22 protein-coding genes are annotated in these 20,165 nt (G+C 38.4%); 2 read left to right on the top strand and 20 right to left on the bottom strand.

Annotated elements, in window-relative coordinates; translation table 11 throughout:
- Nucleotides 1-142: 142 nt before the first annotated feature.
- The 6 genes from tnpA to H5R64_RS04780 form a co-directional block, all read right to left on the bottom strand.
- The gene (gene tnpA, locus H5R64_RS04805) at nt 143-607 is read right to left on the bottom strand and encodes an IS200/IS605 family transposase (protein WP_182580307.1); all 465 of its coding nucleotides are present in this window, start codon (nt 605-607) and stop codon (nt 143-145) included.
- 202 nt (nt 608-809) lie between these two features.
- Nucleotides 810-1,547 (bottom strand): YebC/PmpR family DNA-binding transcriptional regulator, encoded by a 738-nt coding sequence (locus H5R64_RS04800; RefSeq protein ID WP_182580560.1) that lies wholly within the window; start codon nt 1,545-1,547, stop codon nt 810-812.
- Nucleotides 1,548-1,619: 72 nt separating this feature from the next.
- Nucleotides 1,620-2,537, bottom strand: a complete 918-nt coding sequence (locus H5R64_RS04795; RefSeq protein WP_182580638.1) for a hypothetical protein — start codon at nt 2,535-2,537, stop codon at nt 1,620-1,622.
- Entirely contained in the window at nt 2,458-3,468 is a 1,011-nt protein-coding gene (ccpA, locus tag H5R64_RS04790; RefSeq protein ID WP_182580561.1) for a catabolite control protein A, read from the bottom strand. Before ccpA ends, H5R64_RS04795 begins: the two co-directional genes overlap by 80 nt.
- Nucleotides 3,469-3,670: 202 nt before the next feature.
- Nucleotides 3,671-4,126 carry a hypothetical protein gene (locus H5R64_RS04785; RefSeq protein ID WP_182580562.1) on the bottom strand — a complete coding sequence of 152 codons (456 nt, stop codon included), beginning with the start codon at nt 4,124-4,126 and terminating at the stop codon, nt 3,671-3,673.
- Entirely contained in the window at nt 4,126-4,557 is a 432-nt protein-coding gene (locus tag H5R64_RS04780) for a DUF948 domain-containing protein (protein ID WP_182580563.1), read from the bottom strand. Before H5R64_RS04780 ends, H5R64_RS04785 begins: the two co-directional genes overlap by 1 nt.
- A 137-nt stretch (nt 4,558-4,694) precedes the next feature.
- Here H5R64_RS04780 and H5R64_RS04775 point away from each other — a divergent pair, with 137 nt between their 5' ends.
- A complete protein-coding gene (locus H5R64_RS04775) occupies nt 4,695-5,564 on the top strand; it encodes a mechanosensitive ion channel family protein (RefSeq protein WP_182580564.1) in 870 nt (289 codons plus the stop codon).
- A gap of 196 nt (nt 5,565-5,760) precedes the next feature.
- Here H5R64_RS04775 and H5R64_RS04770 read toward each other — a convergent pair whose 3' ends face one another.
- The 3 genes from H5R64_RS04770 to murI are packed head-to-tail and all read right to left on the bottom strand — an operon-like array spanning nt 5,761 to nt 7,678.
- Nucleotides 5,761-6,282, bottom strand: coding sequence for a metallophosphoesterase (locus H5R64_RS04770; protein ID WP_182580565.1), 522 nt, complete (start codon nt 6,280-6,282; stop codon nt 5,761-5,763).
- A complete protein-coding gene (locus tag H5R64_RS04765; protein WP_182580566.1) occupies nt 6,282-6,878 on the bottom strand; it encodes an XTP/dITP diphosphatase in 597 nt (198 codons plus the stop codon). The genes H5R64_RS04770 and H5R64_RS04765 overlap by 1 nt, the downstream gene beginning before the upstream one ends.
- Nucleotides 6,878-7,678: a glutamate racemase gene (gene murI, locus H5R64_RS04760; protein WP_182580567.1), complete on the bottom strand. Its 801-nt coding sequence runs from the start codon at nt 7,676-7,678 to the stop codon at nt 6,878-6,880. The genes H5R64_RS04765 and murI overlap by 1 nt, the downstream gene beginning before the upstream one ends.
- Before the next feature lie 142 nt (nt 7,679-7,820).
- Between murI and H5R64_RS04755 the strand changes: the two genes are divergently transcribed.
- A complete protein-coding gene (locus H5R64_RS04755; RefSeq protein ID WP_182580568.1) occupies nt 7,821-8,333 on the top strand; it encodes a DUF2507 domain-containing protein in 513 nt (170 codons plus the stop codon).
- A gap of 41 nt (nt 8,334-8,374) precedes the next feature.
- Here H5R64_RS04755 and trxA read toward each other — a convergent pair whose 3' ends face one another.
- From trxA to yajC, 11 genes are all read right to left on the bottom strand, one after another.
- Nucleotides 8,375-8,692, bottom strand: coding sequence for a thioredoxin (trxA, locus tag H5R64_RS04750; protein WP_182580569.1), 318 nt, complete (start codon nt 8,690-8,692; stop codon nt 8,375-8,377).
- Between the two features lie 86 nt (nt 8,693-8,778).
- Nucleotides 8,779-11,157 (bottom strand): endonuclease MutS2, encoded by a 2,379-nt coding sequence (locus H5R64_RS04745; protein WP_182580570.1) that lies wholly within the window; start codon nt 11,155-11,157, stop codon nt 8,779-8,781.
- A gap of 12 nt (nt 11,158-11,169) precedes the next feature.
- Nucleotides 11,170-11,697, bottom strand: a complete 528-nt coding sequence (locus tag H5R64_RS04740) for a CvpA family protein (RefSeq protein ID WP_182580571.1) — start codon at nt 11,695-11,697, stop codon at nt 11,170-11,172.
- A 90-nt stretch (nt 11,698-11,787) separates the two neighbouring features.
- Nucleotides 11,788-12,087, bottom strand: a complete 300-nt coding sequence (locus tag H5R64_RS04735; protein WP_182580572.1) for a DUF1292 domain-containing protein — start codon at nt 12,085-12,087, stop codon at nt 11,788-11,790.
- Nucleotides 12,088-12,098: 11 nt separating this feature from the next.
- Nucleotides 12,099-12,542 (bottom strand): Holliday junction resolvase RuvX, encoded by a 444-nt coding sequence (gene ruvX, locus H5R64_RS04730; protein WP_182580573.1) that lies wholly within the window; start codon nt 12,540-12,542, stop codon nt 12,099-12,101.
- A complete protein-coding gene (locus tag H5R64_RS04725; RefSeq protein ID WP_182580632.1) occupies nt 12,539-12,784 on the bottom strand; it encodes an IreB family regulatory phosphoprotein in 246 nt (81 codons plus the stop codon). Before H5R64_RS04725 ends, ruvX begins: the two co-directional genes overlap by 4 nt.
- Nucleotides 12,785-13,081: 297 nt before the next feature.
- Nucleotides 13,082-15,736 (bottom strand): alanine--tRNA ligase, encoded by a 2,655-nt coding sequence (gene alaS / locus H5R64_RS04720; protein ID WP_182582963.1) that lies wholly within the window; start codon nt 15,734-15,736, stop codon nt 13,082-13,084.
- Nucleotides 15,737-15,994: 258 nt separating this feature from the next.
- The gene (locus tag H5R64_RS04715) at nt 15,995-17,371 is read right to left on the bottom strand and encodes a DEAD/DEAH box helicase (protein WP_182582961.1); all 1,377 of its coding nucleotides are present in this window, start codon (nt 17,369-17,371) and stop codon (nt 15,995-15,997) included.
- Nucleotides 17,372-17,387: 16 nt separating this feature from the next.
- Nucleotides 17,388-18,341, bottom strand: a complete 954-nt coding sequence (locus H5R64_RS04710; RefSeq protein WP_182580576.1) for a DHH family phosphoesterase — start codon at nt 18,339-18,341, stop codon at nt 17,388-17,390.
- Nucleotides 18,342-18,568: 227 nt separating this feature from the next.
- On the bottom strand, nt 18,569-19,477 hold the full coding sequence (gnd, locus tag H5R64_RS04705; protein WP_182580577.1) for a phosphogluconate dehydrogenase (NAD(+)-dependent, decarboxylating): 909 nt from the start codon (nt 19,475-19,477) through the stop codon (nt 18,569-18,571).
- A 154-nt stretch (nt 19,478-19,631) separates the two neighbouring features.
- Nucleotides 19,632-20,075 carry a preprotein translocase subunit YajC gene (gene yajC / locus H5R64_RS04700; protein ID WP_182580578.1) on the bottom strand — a complete coding sequence of 148 codons (444 nt, stop codon included), beginning with the start codon at nt 20,073-20,075 and terminating at the stop codon, nt 19,632-19,634.
- Nucleotides 20,076-20,165 lie beyond the last annotated feature (90 nt).

Raw genomic sequence — 20,165 nt, 5'->3', positions numbered from 1 at the left:
AATCATAACCACCCGTGAAACGGGTGGTTTGTTCTTCGGCTAAAAGCCGATAAGAGAAGCCAGCGTCTCAAGGCGCTGGCTTTTCCTTCGTCCAAGCCAAAATGCTCTGACTACTTCGCTACTGCTTTAAGCAGTGTTAGTATTACTTCACCTTACCCTTAAAAGGGTCCGAGTATTCTATCGTTGTTAATTTATCGACTACCATATCATGTTTCTCTTGATCACGAATATATTTCTTGATGGTGGACTCATTTAATCCTACTGTGCTGACATAATAACCTTCTGCCCAAAAATGTCGATTGCCAAATTTATACTTTAAATTGGCATGATGATCAAACATCATCAATGCACTTTTTCCTTTCAAATATCCCATAAATTGCGAAACGCTTAACTTCGGTGGAATACTTACTAATAAGTGAACATGATCAGGCATCAAATGTCCTTCAATAATCTTTACTCCTTTATACTGACATAGTAATCTAATATAATCTCGTAAATCTTTCCGATATTGATTGTAAATTATTTTCCGTCTATACTTTGGAATGAATACGATGTGATACTTACATAACCACTTCGTATGGGCTAAACTATTTAGTTTATTAGCCATATTAATTAAACCTCTTTTCCCTTATTTGATTTTGGCTTGAACACCTACATCTTAAGGCAAAAGAGGTCTTTATTTATATAATCTTATCCCCCACCCGCAAAGCAGGTGGTTTTTTGTTTCGCATACTCACTCCGTTCGCATGCTCAACTAGGCCTAAAGGCATTAATAAAAAAAGACTGGAAATTATCCAGTCTTTTTCTACTTATTCTGCATCTTCTGGTAATTGGCCAGCTTCATAAATATCCGCAACATCATCATTAGCCGTCAATTCATCAATAAGGTGGCTATATTGTTTAACCTTATCTTCTGGAACCGCAGTCCGATTTTGTGGAATCATGGTAACTTCAGCAGTATCAAGTTCATAGTCCTTATCCTGTAAGGCATCACGAACACTGGTCATATTACTTGGATCAGTGAAAATTTGGAACTTTTCTTCAGTTGCCTTCATATCATCAGCACCGGCATCAAGTGCATCCATCAACATGTCATCTTCACTCTTGTCAAGGCCATCGCGAAGAATTTCAATTAATCCCTTCCGATCAAACATGTATGAAACTGAACCACTAGCGCCAAGTGAACCACCTGCATGAGTAAATGCTGAACGTACCGCTGCAGCAGTCCGGTTCTTGTTATCCGTCAAAGCAGATACCATTACTGCAACACCACCCGGTGCATAACCTTCGTAGGTAACTTCTTCGAATTTTGCACCACCGATACCAGAAGCCTTAGCAATTGCCCGATCAATGTTCTTCTTTGGCATGTTTGCAGCGTGAGCCTTATCAATTACCAACCGTAATTGGGCGTTATTCGCTGGATCAGGGTCACCTGCTTTAGCTGCTTGGTACAAATCACGTGAAATCTTTTGGAAAATCTTACCACGCTTAGCATCTTGGGCGTTCTTCCGTCCCTGAATGTTATGCCATTTTGAATGTCCTGACATTACTGACTCCTCTTTTCTTAATTAATGTGATAAACAGGTAGATCTTAGCAGATCTCCTCTTAAAATTCAAGGTCACCGTTTTTTTAGAAATCTGCTAACTATTCTCCAGATAAACAAGAGGAGGGTTAATACTAAAAGGAATAACCAATAATTTAACGTTTGAGCATGAAAATCAGTACTCAACTGTGCTGTTAAGGAACTATAGTCTGGGTATCGCTTTCCAGCTTGAATAATCAATTGACTAAAGATAATTACTAACACATAAACAATGATTACACTCCATAAGCCAATCCATGAAAATACGCGACTAAAGTTCTTTTTCAAAATTGCGATCAACATCATTAACCCTAACCCAATTAATGAGATCACCATTACCAAATGGGCGACATTTTTAGCAATTGAGATAGCATTGGCAATTTGCTTAACTTCCGGAGTGTTTAGCTGGCTATTTACAGCACCAGAAATTTCACTACCAATACCTGAAGTTATTGAATTAGGAAGCTCAACTCCATACTGTTCGGCAGCTTGAGAAGCAGATTGATTAATCCCACCTAATACTGGTTGTAAGTTCAGGTCAATCTCTTGACCAGAATAAACCTGGTTAACCGCTTGAGTAATTAACTTATTTGCTTCTTTGTCGGAGATGGCAGCTGTCGATATTCCATACTGCGAAAGATTGTTATCTACAGTGTCCATTATCATCGAAGATAAATTAGTATGAGTAATCTCGTGGTCTACAAAACGGGTACTGAGAAGCGTTTGGTTAAAAGTTACGGCAACCATTAACAGGACAACCAGAAGTACTCCCCAAATAATAAATAAAGGATGGTGCCGTGGTCGCTCTTGCTTTTTATTTGTCTTCTCTTGTTGATTCTGTTTACGACGAACTTCACTCCGCTTTTCCACAATCTTACTTTCCCCGACGAGTTGATTGCCGTTCAACGATTCCATGATTGAGAATAACGTCATTGCTACTGTCAATTTCGCCATCCATCATCTTGGTCAATAACCGCATTGAAATTGCTCCAATATCATAAAGTGGTTGAGTAATTGAGGTTAACGTTGGGCGAGTAATTTTAGCATATGTCGTATCATTTGAAGTAATAATTTCAAAATCTGCTGGGACTTTAATATTATTATCCGTTAAACCATTCAAAAGTCCTGCAGCTAAATCATCATCACTAACATAAGCTGCTTTAATCCCTTGTTCCATTAAGTGGTTAGCCTGTTCGTAAGCCCGGTTGTAGTCGCCATTCGTTTCAATTACGTATTTAGATTCAAATGGGATGTTATGCTCAACTAATGCTTCTTTGTAACCAGCCAACCGGTACTTAGAATTAATAGAATAGTCAAGTGAACTAACAACAAATGCCACCCGCTCATTATTATGATCTAACAAATAATTAGTTGCTTCTTTAGCAGCATTTTGATAGTCAATTCGAACTGTTGCCAGTTTATCATCGTTAACAATTGAACCAGCAACAACAACTGGCGTATTTGAAGCAGCAAATTCTTGTTGTAACTCCGTTGACATATCATGACCCATGAAAATAATTCCATCCACCTGCTTTGCTAGCAAGCCACGAGCAACTTTCAAAATCTTGTCATCATTAAAATCAGAGTTAGCCAAAATAATATTGTACTTATACATAGTTGCAATATCATCAATTCCTAAAGCTAATTCAGCAAAGTAAGGATTGGTAACACTTGGAATAATAACCCCAACTGTTGTTGTCTTCTTTGAAGCCAATCCACGGGCAACAGCATTCGGTCGATAGTTTAATTTTTTTATAACATCAAGCACTTTTTGACGAGTCTCTGGTTTAACGTTAGGATTACCGTTTACAACTCGTGAAACCGTAGCCATCGAAACTCGTGCTTCACGTGCAACAGTATAAATAGTAACTGCTTGTTTTTCCATATTGATAGCCCTTTCTTTATTGTTATTATCTGTTTTCATATTTTTTCATAACCACACTAATATATCAGATCAATATGCATTTGGCAAACGTTATCATCAAATAAATTTTGGGTATAAAAAAGACTGATAATATCCCTTCTTGATATCATCAGTCTTAATCGTGTTTATAGTCACTTTAATTTTCATTGATCTAGAATATTAACTATTCCTTATCATCTTTGACTTCTTTTGCTGAATCTGTTTTTTCATCTTGATCAGCAGTTGAATCTGAATCTTCTGATTCATCAGTTGCATCAATGATAATGTCTGGATCAGTGTTTTTAGTGAGTTGTTGCCGAATTTCAGCAGTTTCTTTATCAAAGTCATCGTTGGTAAAGTGATCAACGACACGACTTGCCTTATCCTTAACCTTGTCTGCAGTTTTAGTAAAGCGACTACTCAAATTACTGAGTTTCTCACTAGCATCATGCTCAGCTAGCTTTTCATCAATAATATCAAGAGCATTTAAAGCGTAATCAGTTGAGGCATCTGCAACCTCAGTCACACATGAATCAACGTTCTTCTTAATACTGTTCTTCTGCTTATCGGACAAACACTTCCAAGCAACATACGTAGCGGCGCCACCAAGAATGGTTCCTAACAATAAATTCTTACTCATTATTCATCCATCTCCTTTGCCTTCTTTGCTTGCCGGTGTTGACGTAACTTTCGCCAAGCACCCATTACCACGGCCTGCGTTACAAACTTAGTAAATCCAGAAAATCTGCTTTGACGTTCCTCATGCCGTTCAACAAAGTTATTTACTGCTTCGTTGACATTTGAAACGCTCTGACCAACATCGGCAACAGCTTTAACTGCTGGATCAAGTTCAATCGACTTCTTATTAAGGTCTTCTAACAAACTATTAGTATTTCCTAACAGCTTCTCTGTTTCCTTGCTTAAGGTATCAACATCACTCGACAATACCTTAACTGATTCATTAGTCTCCTTTAGCATTTTACTTACTTGACTAAGTGAAATACAAGCAAAAATAACCAGAATAACAAATGCAATCGCTGCAATGAGGCCGGCTAATTCACCAATTGTCATTATTAGTATTAATCCCCTTCCTCTTAAAAAATCTCGATAATTCTACCCACATTAATAGAATAGCACACCTAACTCCTATTCGACAATTGATCCAATGGCTTGTACAATAAAATAAGTAATTTTTAAGGAGGAAATCTATGAATTCGGCGCTTAACAAGCAAGTTCAACAAGTTACAAAAGTCTTTACAGACTTATCATGGCACGAAATTTCACAACATATTTTTAGTCGTTTACTACTTATAATGGCAACCATCTTACTGTTCTTCATCTTACTCTGGCTAGGAAGGTTAATAATTGATCACCTTTTTGCCGAATCAAACCATGTTAAATTTCTAAAATCAAGTAATCGAATTGCAACGATCCATGCCTTGACATTAAATATTTATCGCTATACCTGCTACTTTTTCTTACTCTACGCAATTTTATCAGAAATTGGGGTTCCAGTTGGAACATTAATTGCCGGTGCTGGAATTTTTAGTATTGCTTTAGGATTAGGTGCCCAAGGATTTGTTAGCGATGTGGTTACTGGCTTTTTCATCCTTCTTGAACAGCAACTTGATGTGGGAGATGTTGTAGAAGTAGATTCAATCAAAGGAACTGTTACTACCTTAGGATTACGAACAACCCAAATTACAAGTAGTGACGGAACACTTAACTATATTCCTAATCGTAACATTACAACTGTTCAAAATTTTTCTCGAAATAATATGGTAGCTAATGTTGATATTCGTATTTCCGCTAAAGCTCCTCTTGAGAAAATCGCTAATGTTATTAGCGAAGAAAATAAAAAATTAGTGGCTAACATCTCTGAACTTCGGTCCACACCAATAATTGTTGGCCCAGTTAATGTTGGTGGTCAATTAGTCTTCCGAGTAACAATTACCACTCAAAATGGTGCTCAAGATAAAATTGCAAGTCAATTTCTTTCTGACTACTTAAAGGCATTACGTAAAGATAACATTCCCCTTGGCTGGGATAACAATCCAATCACCCAACAACAAAATTAAAACACGAGAGTAGTGATTTTTTCACTGCTCTCGTGTTTTTCTTCATAGCTTATTTATCTTTAGATATTACTTTATAATTCTTACCCAATTCATAGCAAGTGTAACTAACTTCAACGGTTCCCGTCATGTTACAATTCTATAAAATTGATCTTGATGATTAACAACAGCTAGAAATCATCAGTTGGCCACGCTTCGTTTAAGAACGGTTAAATTCAAAATGTAACTCAGGAATGGGAACACAATTGCGATTATAGTAATCAATAATAAATTGCTGCTCCGTAACCTCTATAATTGCAAGCGTCCCCCCAATTCGTGAATATTCTCCACGGGGCAAGCTAATGCTGCCTGGATTAATAAATAGAATTCCAGATTCCATTGATACCGCTAATTGATGAGTATGTCCATAGCAAACTACTTGTTCATCAAGTGACTCAGCTTTAAGCATTAATGGTGTTAATGAATAATTAACCTTATCATGATCACCATGAACTACTAAAAATTTCACCCCATCAACAATTAGCTGCAACTGTACTGGGTAATCTAATCCCCAATCATTATTCCCCTTAACTGTTTTAAAGCCAGCCATGGTTTCAGAATTATTTTGTAATTCTGAGTCACCACAATGAATAAGAACGTCTACTTGGTTAGCAAACTTCTCCTGGACAGCCTCGAGAACTTTATCATCCCCGTGATTATCACTTACAATTAATGCCTTCATTATTTATTCCACCATTCTGCAAAGTGCTTCATAAATTCTCCTAATGCTTGACCACGATGACTAATTGAATTCTTTTGTTCAGCAGTTAATTCTGCCATTGAACTTCCGAATTGTTCAACATAAAATAACGGGTCATAGCCAAAGCCGTTTTTACCGCGAGGACTAGTCAAAATCCGACCATCAACTTGACCGTTTGCAACTAACTTTGCACCATCCGGCTTTAACGCTACAATCGTGGTATGAAAATGAGCCGTTCTTTGCTCTGTAACCACTCCGGATAAGTCTCGAAGCAGTTTAGCATTGTTTGCTTGATCATTATGATCACCGGCATACCGCGCCGAATGAACTCCGGGCGCACCATTTAATGCATCAACCATTAACCCAGAATCATCCGCCATTACCGGAATACCAAGTTTTTTCATTACAGTCTTTGCCTTAATCGTAGCATTTTCTAAAAAACTTGTCCCATTTTCGTTAATTTCAATTGGCTGTGAAAAGTCGGCAAGCGTTTTTACATCAATCTTATAAGGGGCCAACATTTCCCGATATTCACGTGCCTTTCCCTGATTTTTTGTCGCAATTACTAGAGTATCCATTAGTTATCTCCTTTTAAAATTAAGTTACTACAACTATCATAATGACCTTGAAGCCACTTATCAGCACCAGCAATTAAATCGTCACGATTACCAGTTGAATATAATTGATAGCTAGCAGGTTGATTGCTCAATAACTGCTTTTCCGTTAACATTTTCTTTACTTGGTTAACAGTTTCCAAGGCTGGATCAATCAACTCGACATCAGGACCTAACTTTTGTTTAATTTCATTCGTAAGGAATGGGAAATGAGTGCATCCTAAGATTAATGCATCAATTGGCTGTTGACCAAAAGAATCTAATTGTTTATCGACCGCCCTTTGTGCTTCAGCAGTTCCCGTTTTCCCATGCTCAACAATTGTCACTAATAGTTGAGTGGCTTTACTGATTACTTTAACATCCGGATTTAGCTTTTGTAGTTCCCGAACATAAGCCCCATCCTTAGTAGTCGAATTGGTAGCGATTACGCCAATCCGTTTCGCCTTACTTTCAATCGCAGCAGTAGCTCCAGGATTAATAACTCCAATAACCGGAATTGATAATTTTTTTTGAATAGTCGGTAATGCTGCTGCCGTAGCGGTATTACAAGCAATTACCATTAATTTAACTGGTTGGGCCTCTAAGAAGCGACCAATTCTTAAAACTAATTGACGAATCAGTTCTTGTGGCTTAGTACCGTATGGAAAATGTCCTTCATCACCAACAAAAACAACTGATTCATTAGGTAGTTCTCGTTGAATTACTCGAACAACCGAGAGACCACCTAATCCTGAATCCATAACTCCAATTGGTCGATTATTCATTCTATGCACCCCACTTTTAAAATCCTTGAAACTACATTATTTAATCTTTTCAATTTTTTTTCAAGTTTTCGGGTAAAATTCCCGTTTTTTTCCTAAATATTCAGTATAATGGTATTGATTTTGCAAAAGGAGTATTAATTTAATGAGCCAAAAGTTATACGATTCATTGTTAAACAGCAAACGTGGCCTAATGAACGGTAGTCTTCGTGATGTCATCTTACCAGCGATTCTTGGTAAAGAGGCAGACGAGATGCTCTATTGGGTCGGTAAAGATATTGCCAGAAAATTTCCCGTTGGCTCACTTGAGGATCTACAATTAATTACTAGACAACTTGGCTTTGGTAATCTTTCATTACAAAAGAAAACGACCACTAGTCAATTATGGAAACTAGGTGGTCAAAGAGTTAAAGAACGAATTGAACAAAATGGTGAACAAACATCTTTTGGCCTTGAAATAGGATTTATCGCCCAAGAAATTGAGTTTCAATTAATGACCGTTGCCGAAGCGAAAATTAGTGAATTAAAAAAAGATTGTGTATTTATTGAAGTAAAAAATGATCCGCAAAATGAGGCGGATAGTGAACGAACCGAATTAGTAACGTTTCTTGATCTTCATAATCAACGGCCAAAAAAAACGAAAAAACAAAATAAATAATAAAAAAGGATTTGGAATAATTTCCAAGTCCTTTTTTTGATCTAATCATTTTCGTATTGTTCCAGCAATTGTTTCAATTGTTCTTTTGAATGATAGCCAACAATTTTATCAACTACCTGACCATCCTTTTTAATCAATAAGGTTGGAATACTCATAATTTGAAATTCTTGAGGAACTTCACGATTCTGATCAACATCCATCTTAGTAAAATGAACATTAGGCATTTCTTCAGATAAGTTTTCAATTACTGGCGATTGCATTCGACAAGGGCCACACCAGGTTGCCCAAAAGTCAGTTAAACTTAATCCAGTAGCAGTATCTTGTTCAAAGGTTTGATCAGTTGTTACTTTAACAGTCATATCAAATTCCTCCTCAATTAATTTATCCATAGTGTAGCAAAATCTAGGTTACTTGTCAGATAATATGCTTACTTTTCAAAAGCACTTTATAAATTAACTATTGTTGCCCCATCACCACCATTATTTGGTGCCGCATAGTCAAAGGATTTTACACGTGGATTAGAACTAAGGTATTCTCGGGTTCCTTTCCGTAAAGCTCCCGTCCCCTTACCGTGGATAATCGTTACACTCGAAAGGTTATTTAACAATGCATGGTCAATAAAAGCTGATAATTCACTCATTGCCTGTTCATAGCGGTGTCCCCTAAGATCAAGTTGGGCACTGGTATGACGGGTTTGCGTTGTTCGAATTCCAGAACTAACTTTTTCTCTTGCTCGTTCTTCCTTTCTTAACTGCTTGTGACTAATTTTTTCAAGATCATTTTCGTCAATTTCCATCCGAAGAATTCCAATTTGGACTTCCCACTTATGCTTACCGCGCTTCGATAGCAATTCTCCTTGTTGGCCATAAGACTTAACAAGAACTGCATCCCCAACATGAAAGTCATGTTTTGCTTTTGCTCGGCGTAATACCGCATTTCTCTTTAGACGAGGATCTTCTTGGTGAAGAGCATTTAATGCCCCCTGCGCATCAATTAGTTCATGTTCTTTAACATTACCAGCTTGACTTATTTCTAACTGACGCAAGTGATGAATTATCCGGTCTGCTTTCTTCTTGGCTACCGATACCTCATGATTAGCCTCATTCCGGGCCTTTGCCAATAACGAATCACGTTGTTCGTTAAACCGGTCTAATTTTATCGTTAATTCGTCTTGCTTTTTCTGGTTTACGACTAGTAACTTCTGCAACCGTTCTTTTTCCTCGCGGGCAGCCTTTCGTTGCTCCACTAACTCCCCAATCATTTGGTTAAGATCCTGACTATCTTCACTCACTAAGGACTTCGCTTCCGTGATAATTGTTTCATTAATTCCTAGTCGTTGAGCGATTTCTACCCCATTAGAACGTCCCGGAATGCCTAAAAGCAAATGATAAGTTGGCTTAAGGGTTTCCTGATCAAATTCCATGCTAGCATTAATCGTTTTTGGCCGCTCATAACCATAAATCTTTAATTCAGGATAGTGAGTTGTTACTACCACTGTACTATCCTTACTAGCAATATAATCTAAAATTGACATCGCTAAAGCAGCTCCCTCTTTAGGATCTGTTCCAGCACCCAATTCATCAAGGAGAACTAAACTCCGGTCAGTAATTCGTTCAAGAATTGACTTCACATTTTCCATATGGCCAGAAAAAGTACTAAGATTTTGTTCAAGTGATTGTTCATCACCAATATCAGCATAGATATTATCAAAAACCGCAATAGTACTTCCCTCTTGGGCTGGAATAAATAAACCGGCCTGTCCCATCATCTGAATTAAGCCAAACGTTTTAAGGGTGATTGTCTTACCACCCGTGTTTGGACCAGTAATCACAATTGCCTTATACTCATCACCAATTTTTATGTCATTAGCAACAACTTTTTGTGGATCAATCATTGGGTGACGGGCTTGACGGATAATAACCCGGTTATCAGTACTTAATAATGGCAAACTATCTTGGTGATCCCGTGCATATCGTGCTTTGGCATTAATAAAGTCTAGGTGCCCTAAAATCTTCGCGTTTTCCTTAATTTCATCTTGGTAAGGAGAAATAAGCTTTGATAACTCGGCTAATACCTCTAAGATCGCCTGCTTTTCCTCTACTTGTGCTTGGCGAAGACGGTTATTGTATTCAACCACTGTTGCAGGCTCAATATATAACGTTTGCCCACTTGCACTTTGATCATGAACCACCCCGCCAAACTTATTCCGGTAACGAGCCAATACCGGAACAACGTAACGGTCATTCCGAACAGTTACAATCGCATCACTAAGATACTTAGCATTTTTTCCTTGAGTAAAACGCTCCATCTGGTGGTGAATCTCTGTTTCTGTTTTGGTAATTAAACGACGAATTCCATGAAGCTTAGTTGATGCTTCATCAGTAACCCGCCCATCAGGATCAATTGACTGAATTAGTCGCTTAGTTACCGAAGGAATTGTTATTAGCTGTTGAACTGCATCATTAATTACCCGCAGCTCAAACTTTTGTTGTTCCTTAAACTCTATAAAAAAGTTTTTAACACTCATACTCGTCTGAAGGACCTTAGTAATTTGTGCAAGCTCTGTTCCATTTAGATTAGCGTTAATCCGCAACCGCTTTAACTGGGGCTGAATATTTTTTAACTTTGGAATTGGAATACCACCTGTTAATCGTAAAATATCAGCACCATCTGTCGTTTCATTTAACCAATATTGAATTTGATCATAGTCAGCTGATGGTGTTAACGCTGCTAATTCTCGCTTTCCCGAGGCAGATACAAGGTAGCGTCCCAATTCATGCTTAATTTGATCAAATTCCATTGTTGAAATTGTTTTTTGATCCATACTTTTTCCTTTCTAACCTAAAAGATTAATAACCGTTTGAGTTAAAAATGGTGTTTCCTTAATTATTAGTTGGGCAATTTCCGAATTAGCTAGCTGGACTTGCCACCATTCTGCAGGATATAACTGAAATACCATAAGTACAATGAAGATAATTACATAACAAATGATCAGATCTATTGCCGCACCAATCCAACGATCAACTGTTCCTAAAATGGGTAATCTTGCTAACCATTTTAAACGACGCAATAGTATTCTAATAACTACCGTTAAAACCATAAAACTAATAATAAATGCAATTCCACGATAAAAGAATTGGTTAAGGTTTAAACTTGCGAGGCTTTCTCCTGAAATTACTGTACTATGATTAATCTCCGGAAAGATGTTCATTAACCATTTTCCAGTCACTGGGGCTAAATATTTAGCCCCAAAATAGCTAATAAAATATGTTAAAACAGAAATCACCATTGATAATAAGCCAATTCGGTAACCACGAATAGCACTTATTAGTAATAATAATAAAATAATAGTTGAAAGAATCAATTGCTTATCCCCTCTTTAAAATGGCAACACAAATCAAAAGACTGGGATCGTGACCTAGTCACATCCCAGCCTTTTCAGAATAAAGTCAAATTAAGCTTTAAAATTACCATCATTATCTAAGAAGGTATTTAAAACTTCTTCAACCATATCCCATTCTTTATCATCTTCAATTGGTACCAAATCTTCACCATCGCCATCTTGATTATTAGCAATAGCGTAGGCTTGAATATCCACTGAGTCGTCATTTTCTTGTTCAGCTGGATAAATGAAAATATATGATTTTCCCCAATCATCTGAATCAAAGGTAAAAAGCTCCTTAAAGAGTTGCTCATTACCATTTTCATCAATTAGGGTAATCATTTGTTCATCCGTACTTTCTTGCTTACTCATTAATTCTTACCTCATTTCAATCTTTGGACAAGTTTTCCGTGTCGATCTAAGTAGCTTTGTAAAATAAAAGTGGCCGCTACTTCATCAATAACTTTTTTCTGTTTAGCCCGAGATATATCAGCTTCCTCAACCAACATCCGGTGAGCTTCCACAGTTGTTAACCGTTCATCTTGAAAATCAATGGGAATTGAGGGGAAACGCTTCTTAAGCAACGCACCATAATGATGCGAAGCCTCAACACGTGGGCCCTCCGTATTATTCATGTTCTTGGGTAAACCAACCACAAATCCCGCAACTTGTTTTTGCTTGACGATTTCGGCAACCCGGTCAATTCCAAAGACTTCCTCGTCTTCATTAATAGGGATAATCTCAACTGCCTGAGCGGTCCATCCCAGTGGATCACTAACTGCAATTCCTACAGTCTTAGAACCGACATCTAACCCTAATAATCTCATTTGGTTTCCCCATTATTTTTAAGGTATGACCGAACTAACTCTTCAATAATTTCATCACGTTCATGTTGGCGGATTAAGTTCCGAGCATCATTTAAACGAGGAATATATGCCGGATCGCCTGAAAGAAGGTAGCCAACAATTTGGTTAATTGGGTTATATCCCTTTTCTTCTAGTGCTTCATAAACGGTCTTTAATGTTTGTTTAATATCTTCTTGGCTGTTTTGACCAAAATTAAAAAACATTGTCTTATCATTATTCCCTGACACACTTGTCACCTCCAGTGACTATTCATAGCTTAATTTTACTATAATCACCAACAAATCACAATTTATTATTATGAAAAACTGATCATGATCCAAACTTATTTCTCTAGTCAAAACACAATTATACAAATTGGGCTCCAAAGTACGGAAAATACCAACTCTGGAGCCCAAGTATTTATAAGGAACGTGAAAGTAAAGTTATAAATAACTCCCTCCATATTCCAATTTGAAACTTCACTATAATAATTCAATTAAAGTAAAAGTAAACTATTTTCGTTACTTATTTAAGTAATCAACCGCTTGTTTCAATGCATCCTGAATTCCTTCAGGCTTCTTTCCACCAGCTTGAGCAAGGTTTGGCCGACCACCACCGCCACCATTAATGGCAGGCGCAATCGCCTTAATAAGATCACCAGCCTTAAGGCCATCTTTAACCTTGCTATCACTAATAGCAACCAATAAGCTAGCCTTGCCATCGTTAGCAGTTCCTAAAACCAGAACATCAGAAAGATTCTTACTACGCCAGTTATCAGCCAATTGACGTAATTGACCCATTCCAGCAACCTGTACTTCAGCAGCAATTAAGCTTCCGCCTTGAGTCTTCTGAACATTTTCAAAGACACTATTAGCTTGTTGAGCGGCAATCTTCGCCTGAAGGGCTTCACTTTGCTTTTGTGCTTCTTTAAGGTCACTCTGTAATGCTTCTACTTGGTGAGGAACCTCTTTGATTTGGGCAACCTTCAAATCAGTAGCAACTTCATTAAGAAGATCGGCCCGATCTTGAAGGAACTTAAAAGCATCGCTTGAAGTTACGGCTTCAATCCGCCGAACACCAGCACCTACTCCTCCTTCAGAAACAATCTTAAAAAGACCAAGTTCATTTGTATTTTTGACATGGTCTCCACCACAGAATTCGGTGTTATAATCACCGATCTTTACGACCCGAACCTTATCACCGTACTTATCGGAGAAGAGTGCAATTGCTCCCATTTCCTTAGCAGAATCAATATCGGTTTCAACAGTCTTAACTGGAATTTCCTTCCAGATTTGTTCGTTAACCATTTGCTCAACTGCCTTAAGATCTTTAGCAGTAACTTGACCAAAGTGGTTAAAATCAAACCGTAAATAATGTGCCTCAACTAGTGAACCAGCTTGTTGAGTATGACCACCGAGAACGTTTCGAAGCGCTTGATCAAGCAAGTGAGTTGCCGTGTGATTCTTTTCAATCTTTAAGTGGCGAATCCGGTCAACAACGAGTTTATAACGAGCACCTTTCTTCAATGGCTCACTTAATTCAACTCGGTGAAGATTCTGTTGGTTAGGAGCATGTTGAACATCAACAACTCGACCGACTTTCTTCCCGTAATTATCAATAATGTCACCTGTATCAGCAACTTGACCACCCATTTCAGCATAGAATGGTGTCGTATCAAAGATTACTTCAATGTTCTTATCATCTGGTTGAGCTTCATCAGCTTGCTTGCCATCATGGGCCAACCCAATTACTTTAGCATTATCAACGGTTAAATTGGTATAACCAACATACTCGCTGTCTTCTTTGAAGTCAGTCCATAGATCAGTCTGAACCCCCATCCCGTTATCCATATCACGAGCATTCCGTGCCCGGTTTTGTTGCTCAGTCATTGCAGCTTGGAAGCCTTTTTCATCAACGTTTAATCCTTCATCACTGGCATATTCCTTAGTGAGTTCAATTGGAAAGCCGTAAGTATCGTAAAGTTTGAAAGCAGTCCGCCCATCAATTTCATTAGTACCATCTTGCTTAGCATTAGCAATCACATTATTTAGGAGGTTAAGCCCGCCATTTAAGGTTGCGCTAAAGCGATCTTCTTCAGATTTAATAACCGATGCAATGTAATCAGCATTTTCCAGAACATCTGGGTAGTAATCTTCCATTATCTTACCAACCGTTGGGACCATCTTGGCAAGGAATGGTTCGTCAATTCCCAGTTTCTTTCCAGCAACAACGGCCCGCCGAAGTAACCGCCGAATAACGTACCCTCGACCAACGTTTGAAGGAAGTGCACCATCCCCAATCGCAAAGGTAATCGTCCGAATATGATCAGCGATAATCTTGAATTGGATGTCGTCTTCCTTATTCTCAGCATATTTCTTATTACCACTAAACTCTTCAGCTTGTTTAATTAATGGCATAAAGAGGTCAGTTTCGAAGTTAGTTGGAGCATTTTCAAAGATCGAAACTACCCGCTCAAGGCCCATCCCGGTATCAATGTTCTTATGAGGAAGTGGTTCATATGTATCTTCAGGAGTATGGTTAAATTGACTGAATACAATGTTCCAAATTTCAAGATAACGTTCATTTTCGCCACCGGGGTAATTTTCTGGATCATCATCATCCAAATTATTAAATTCTTGACCCCGATCATAGAAAATTTCTGTATCTGGACCAGAAGGACCTTGACCAATATCCCAGAAATTATCTTCATCCGGGATCAAGTGATCCTTAGCTACACCAACCTCACGCCACTTATTATAGGCATCGTGATCTTTTGGATAGTAAGTAATATAAAGTCGTTCTGGATCAAAGCCAAACCAATCATCACTGGTTAATAATTCCCATGCCCATGGAATAACTTCGTTTTTAAAATAATCACCAACTGAAAAGTTACCAAGCATTTCAAACATGGTATGGTGACGAGCGGTTTTTCCAACATTTTCAATATCATTGGTCCGAATGCTCTTTTGCGAACTTGTCATCCGTGGATTTTCAGGAACAACTTTTCCGTCAAAGTACTTCTTCATTGTTGCAACACCGGAATTAATCCACAATAATGTTGGATCATTAACCGGGACAAGGGAAGCGCTTGGCATAATCTTGTGGCCGTGTTCTTCAAAGAACTTCAAGTACATCCGTCGTACTTGAGCACTATTCAGCTTCTTTAACTGCTTCATAATATCTCCCTTTCAAAAAACAAAATCCATCCTTGCTTCCAGAGACGCCGAACTGACGCGGTACCACTCTGATTGCAACGATGGATTTCGTTAACCTCTTATTTCTTACCCTAAGGCAAGTTCAATATCAAATTTTTCGTATGGGTAGCACCACTTAAACCTTCCCCAACTGTTACACCACCCCAGTTGTCTCTGCAATCCAAGATTTAAATGATATGTCCCAAACGAACCATATTATAACTAATTATGATTTCAAGATCAACGACTATTTCGTTCTCGCCGGTGTTGCCGTTGCCGGGCACGCTTAGCCTTACGAATTTTATGCCGCAATTCGAGTTTTCGTTTCTGTTGTTCATCTTCACGAATTGCCCGCTTAATCCGTTTCTTATAACCTGGTTTAACCTTTTTCTTTGTTTTCTTTACAAAGCCCTTCATCGTTGGGTCAAGTTTAGCTTGCCGTCGACTATAGTTTTGTCGCCGGTTACGGTCATGGGTGGTTACGATTCGTCCATGACGAATTTCCTTTGGTACAAACTTAATTCCCCGCTCTTCTAGCTTAGCAATTAAGTCATCTTCAGAAGGTGCATAAAGAGTAATTGCAGTACCGGTCATTCCATTTCGACCAGTCCGCCCAACACGGTGAATAAAGTACTCGAGATCACCAGGGATATCATCATTGATTACTAAAGAAACTCCATCAATATCAATTCCTCGTGCAGCTAAATCTGTAGCAACTACATATTGAAAATCGAGATCACGAATCTGACGCATCGTCCGTTTTCGACGCCGTGCCTCTAGTCCACCGTGAATCAAAGCAACTTTTAACCCTTGCTCACCTAAATAACGCGCAAGTTCAATTGCACGTTCCTTAGTATTAGCAAAGACTAATGCTAAGTAAGGTTCGCCCATCGTAAGTAATTGGTAAATCAACTGGTTCTTATCGCGACCCTTAGTTGACATTAACCAGTTCTTAACATCAGGATTGATCACTGTTTCAGTTGGAATTTCCTCCATCATGGGATTTTCCATATATTTCTTTAAAAATGGGCGAAGCTTTTGCGGAATTGTTGCAGAAAAGACCATCATTTGTAAATCATCTGGGAAACGACTGGCGATTTGATCAACCTGATCCAAGAATCCCATATCAAGAGTCATATCAGCCTCATCAACAACAAACTTAGTAGCGGTATGAATATCAAGGGCCTGACTTTTTACTAAATCTAGTACTCGACCTGGAGTTCCAATTACTAGTTGTGGCTGCTGACGTTTTAATTGTTCAATTTGGTGATGCTTATCCGTTCCGCCGACATAATTATGAATTGTTACTGGAGTTGGTAAATGCTTATTTAATTGTTTAGCAGCGGCATAAATTTGGTAGGCCAGTTCCCGACTTGGAGTAGTAATCACAGCTTGAACTTCATGTTGATTTGGATCTAATTGAGAAAAAATTGGCAAGAGGAAAGCATGCGTTTTTCCACTACCAGTTGCTGATTGTCCAACAACACTTTCTCCTCTCAAAATTAACGGAATTACCTTCTCCTGAACTGGAGTTGGCTGATGAAAATTAATCTCCTTAATAGCATCTAATAAATATGGTTGTAATTTAAAATCTGTGAATGTTTTTTGTTGGCTCATTATTGGCCTCCCTTCCTTATTTTTGGTATTTCCTTACTAATGTATCTAATTCTTCAACTACTTGTTTAATTTCATCGTGATCAGCGGCCTTCGCACCACTTGCCAAGGGGTGACCTCCACCGTCATGATGCTTAGCTACTTCATTAATAACTGGTCCCTTTGAGCGTAGCCGAATTCTAAAATGACCATCTTCCTGTTCTACAAAGATTGCCCAGACAAGCACATCTTGGATTCTTCCTGGAAGTGAGACAACAGCAGATGTACCAGATTCAGCAATTCCAAATTTAGCTAAAGTGTCATTATCTAAAACAATATAAGCGACACCATTTTCACTAATCGTTAAGTTCTCATAAACATAGGCAGATAAACGAGCAACTGGTTCTGAAATTTCATTTTCTCGTTGGCTAATTGCTGCAGCATCTGCCCCAGCTGCCATTAGTGCACCTGCAACCAACATTGTTCGTGGAGTAGTTGCAGGATACAAGAATCGCCCAGTATCACCAATGATTCCCGCATAAAGAGCTGAAGCGGCCTTCTTCGGTAACTTTAATTTCTTTGCAAAGTGTTGATAAAAGGAATAAATCATTTCCGAACAACTTGATGCTTCAGGTTCAACCCACATTAGGTCACCATATGGTTCATCATTCGGGTGGTGATCAATCTTAATTAACTCATCACCATTATCAAACCGCCGATCATCAATCCGTGGAGCATTTGCTGTATCTGTAACAATTACTAATGCATCATCGAACATTGGTCCTTCGATATCATCCATTTGTCCAATCCAATCTAGACCAGGAATATCTTTTCCGACAATGTAAACTTGCTTATACGGGAAAGAAGCTTTGATAATCTCAGCTAAACCAACCTGAGAACCAATTGCATCCGGATCGGGACGTTGGTGACGGTGGATAATAATCTTGTTGTATTTTTCTATTTGTTCAAGAATTGCTTCTAATTGATCAGCCATGTTGTATCTCCGTTTCTAATTTAATACTTTTTAAATTATATCACTGCTAACCAGTTCGATTAAAACATTAATTCTACCGACAAAGTTATTAAAAGTCTAGGTTTACTATATAAAAATGGGCCTAGGCACTCATTTATGAATACCTAAACCTATCTATAAAAACGAAAAAAATGATATAAAGTCGTGAATAACCTTATATCATTTTTTATTATTAGTATTTAACTAGTTTACTTATTAGCCTTGTCCATTGCGTGGCCACCAAAACCATTCCGCAATGCAGAAACAACCTTACCATCAAAGCTATCATCTTGCATTGAACGGAAACGAGCACTCAATGCTTCGTAAATAACTGGAGCTGGAACATGTTTGTCCATTGCATCCATCAACGTCCAGTGCGCTTCACCAGAACTGTGCATCCGCCCAGCAATCTTATCAAGGTGTGGATCCTTTTCAAAGGCTTCTTGAGCCAATTCCATCAGCCATGAACGGATAACTGAACCATGATTCCACATCTTAGAAACAGCAGCGTTATCGTAATCAAAGTCAGAAGCTTCAAGGATTTCAAAACCTTCACCAATTGCTTCCATCATACCATATTCGATAGCGTTGTGAACCATCTTAAGGTAGTGACCTGAACCAGCCTTACCAGTGTAAAGGTAACCGTCCTTTTCAGCGATACCATCATAAAGTGGGGCAAGCCGTTCATCAAAGACTTCCTTATCATCCCCACCGATCATAAAGTTACCGTCTTTAAGGGCACCCTTCCAACCACCGGAGGAACCGCAGTCGAAGTAGTGAATACCCTTTTCAGTAAACATGCGGTTGTGACGCATAGAATCCTTCCAGAAAGTATTACCACCATCAATAACAACATCATCGGCATCAAGTAGTTCAGCTAACTTGTCCATAGTTTCGTCAGTTGGCTTACCAGCAGGAACCATTACCCAAACTGTACGAGGCTTGTCAAGCTTAGAAACCATTTCTTCCAAGGTATAAGCCTTAGTAGCACCGTAAGAGCCTGCTTCGTCAACAAGATCCTTGTTTAAATCAAAGGCAACAACATCGTTACCATTGTTCATCATGTTTTGGGCAAGGTGAATCCCCATCTTACCTAAACCAATCAATCCAATTTGCATTCTAAAATTCCCTCCTGTTTTACAGTCGTGATGAGCGAAAATGCAACACTCAATAGCAATAATGGTAATCAATCATTACCACTATGAAATTACAAACTAAAAGGCTTGCAATAACATTCTTTAAAAGTGTCCCACGTTTTGTTAAACGTGTCAATTACTTTTCGTCATTATCAGCATTTGAAGCTGGTACTTCACTCTTAGCAGAATCAGGTGCAGCTAGTTCTTCTTTTACATCTGAACTAGCAGTATTTTCAGATGATTCCTTAGTTTCCTTACTTTCTGCATCAGTAGCGGGCTTAACAACCCGCGCAATCGCAACCATATCAAAGGTTAAGTAAATTCCTTCACAATCCAAAGTAACTGTCCGGTCTTCACGATTAATTGAATCAATTTTTCCGTGCATCCGACCAATAGTGACAACTTCATCACCCTTATGCAACTGACTCATCATATCTTGATGTTGCTTTCGTTGCTTTTGCTGTGGGCGAATCATAAAGAAATACATTAAAGCAATCATCAGAATGATCAAAATCATTCCAGAATAACTGCTGGCACTGCTTGATGCAGCACCAAGATTTAAAAAGTTTAACCCGTTCACTGAATATCCATCCCTTCAAAATTCTTCAAGTTTAACTGTAACAAAAAACACGGTAAAAAGCTACATTCCTAGGGAGAATAGTGGCCTAAA

Origin of the sequence: Limosilactobacillus fastidiosus, assembly GCF_014145505.1 — a bacterium.
Lineage (GTDB): Bacteria > Bacillota > Bacilli > Lactobacillales > Lactobacillaceae > Limosilactobacillus > Limosilactobacillus fastidiosus.
The sequence above is the reverse complement of the archived record's forward strand: the minus strand, read 5'-3'. Positions and strand labels throughout refer to the sequence as shown.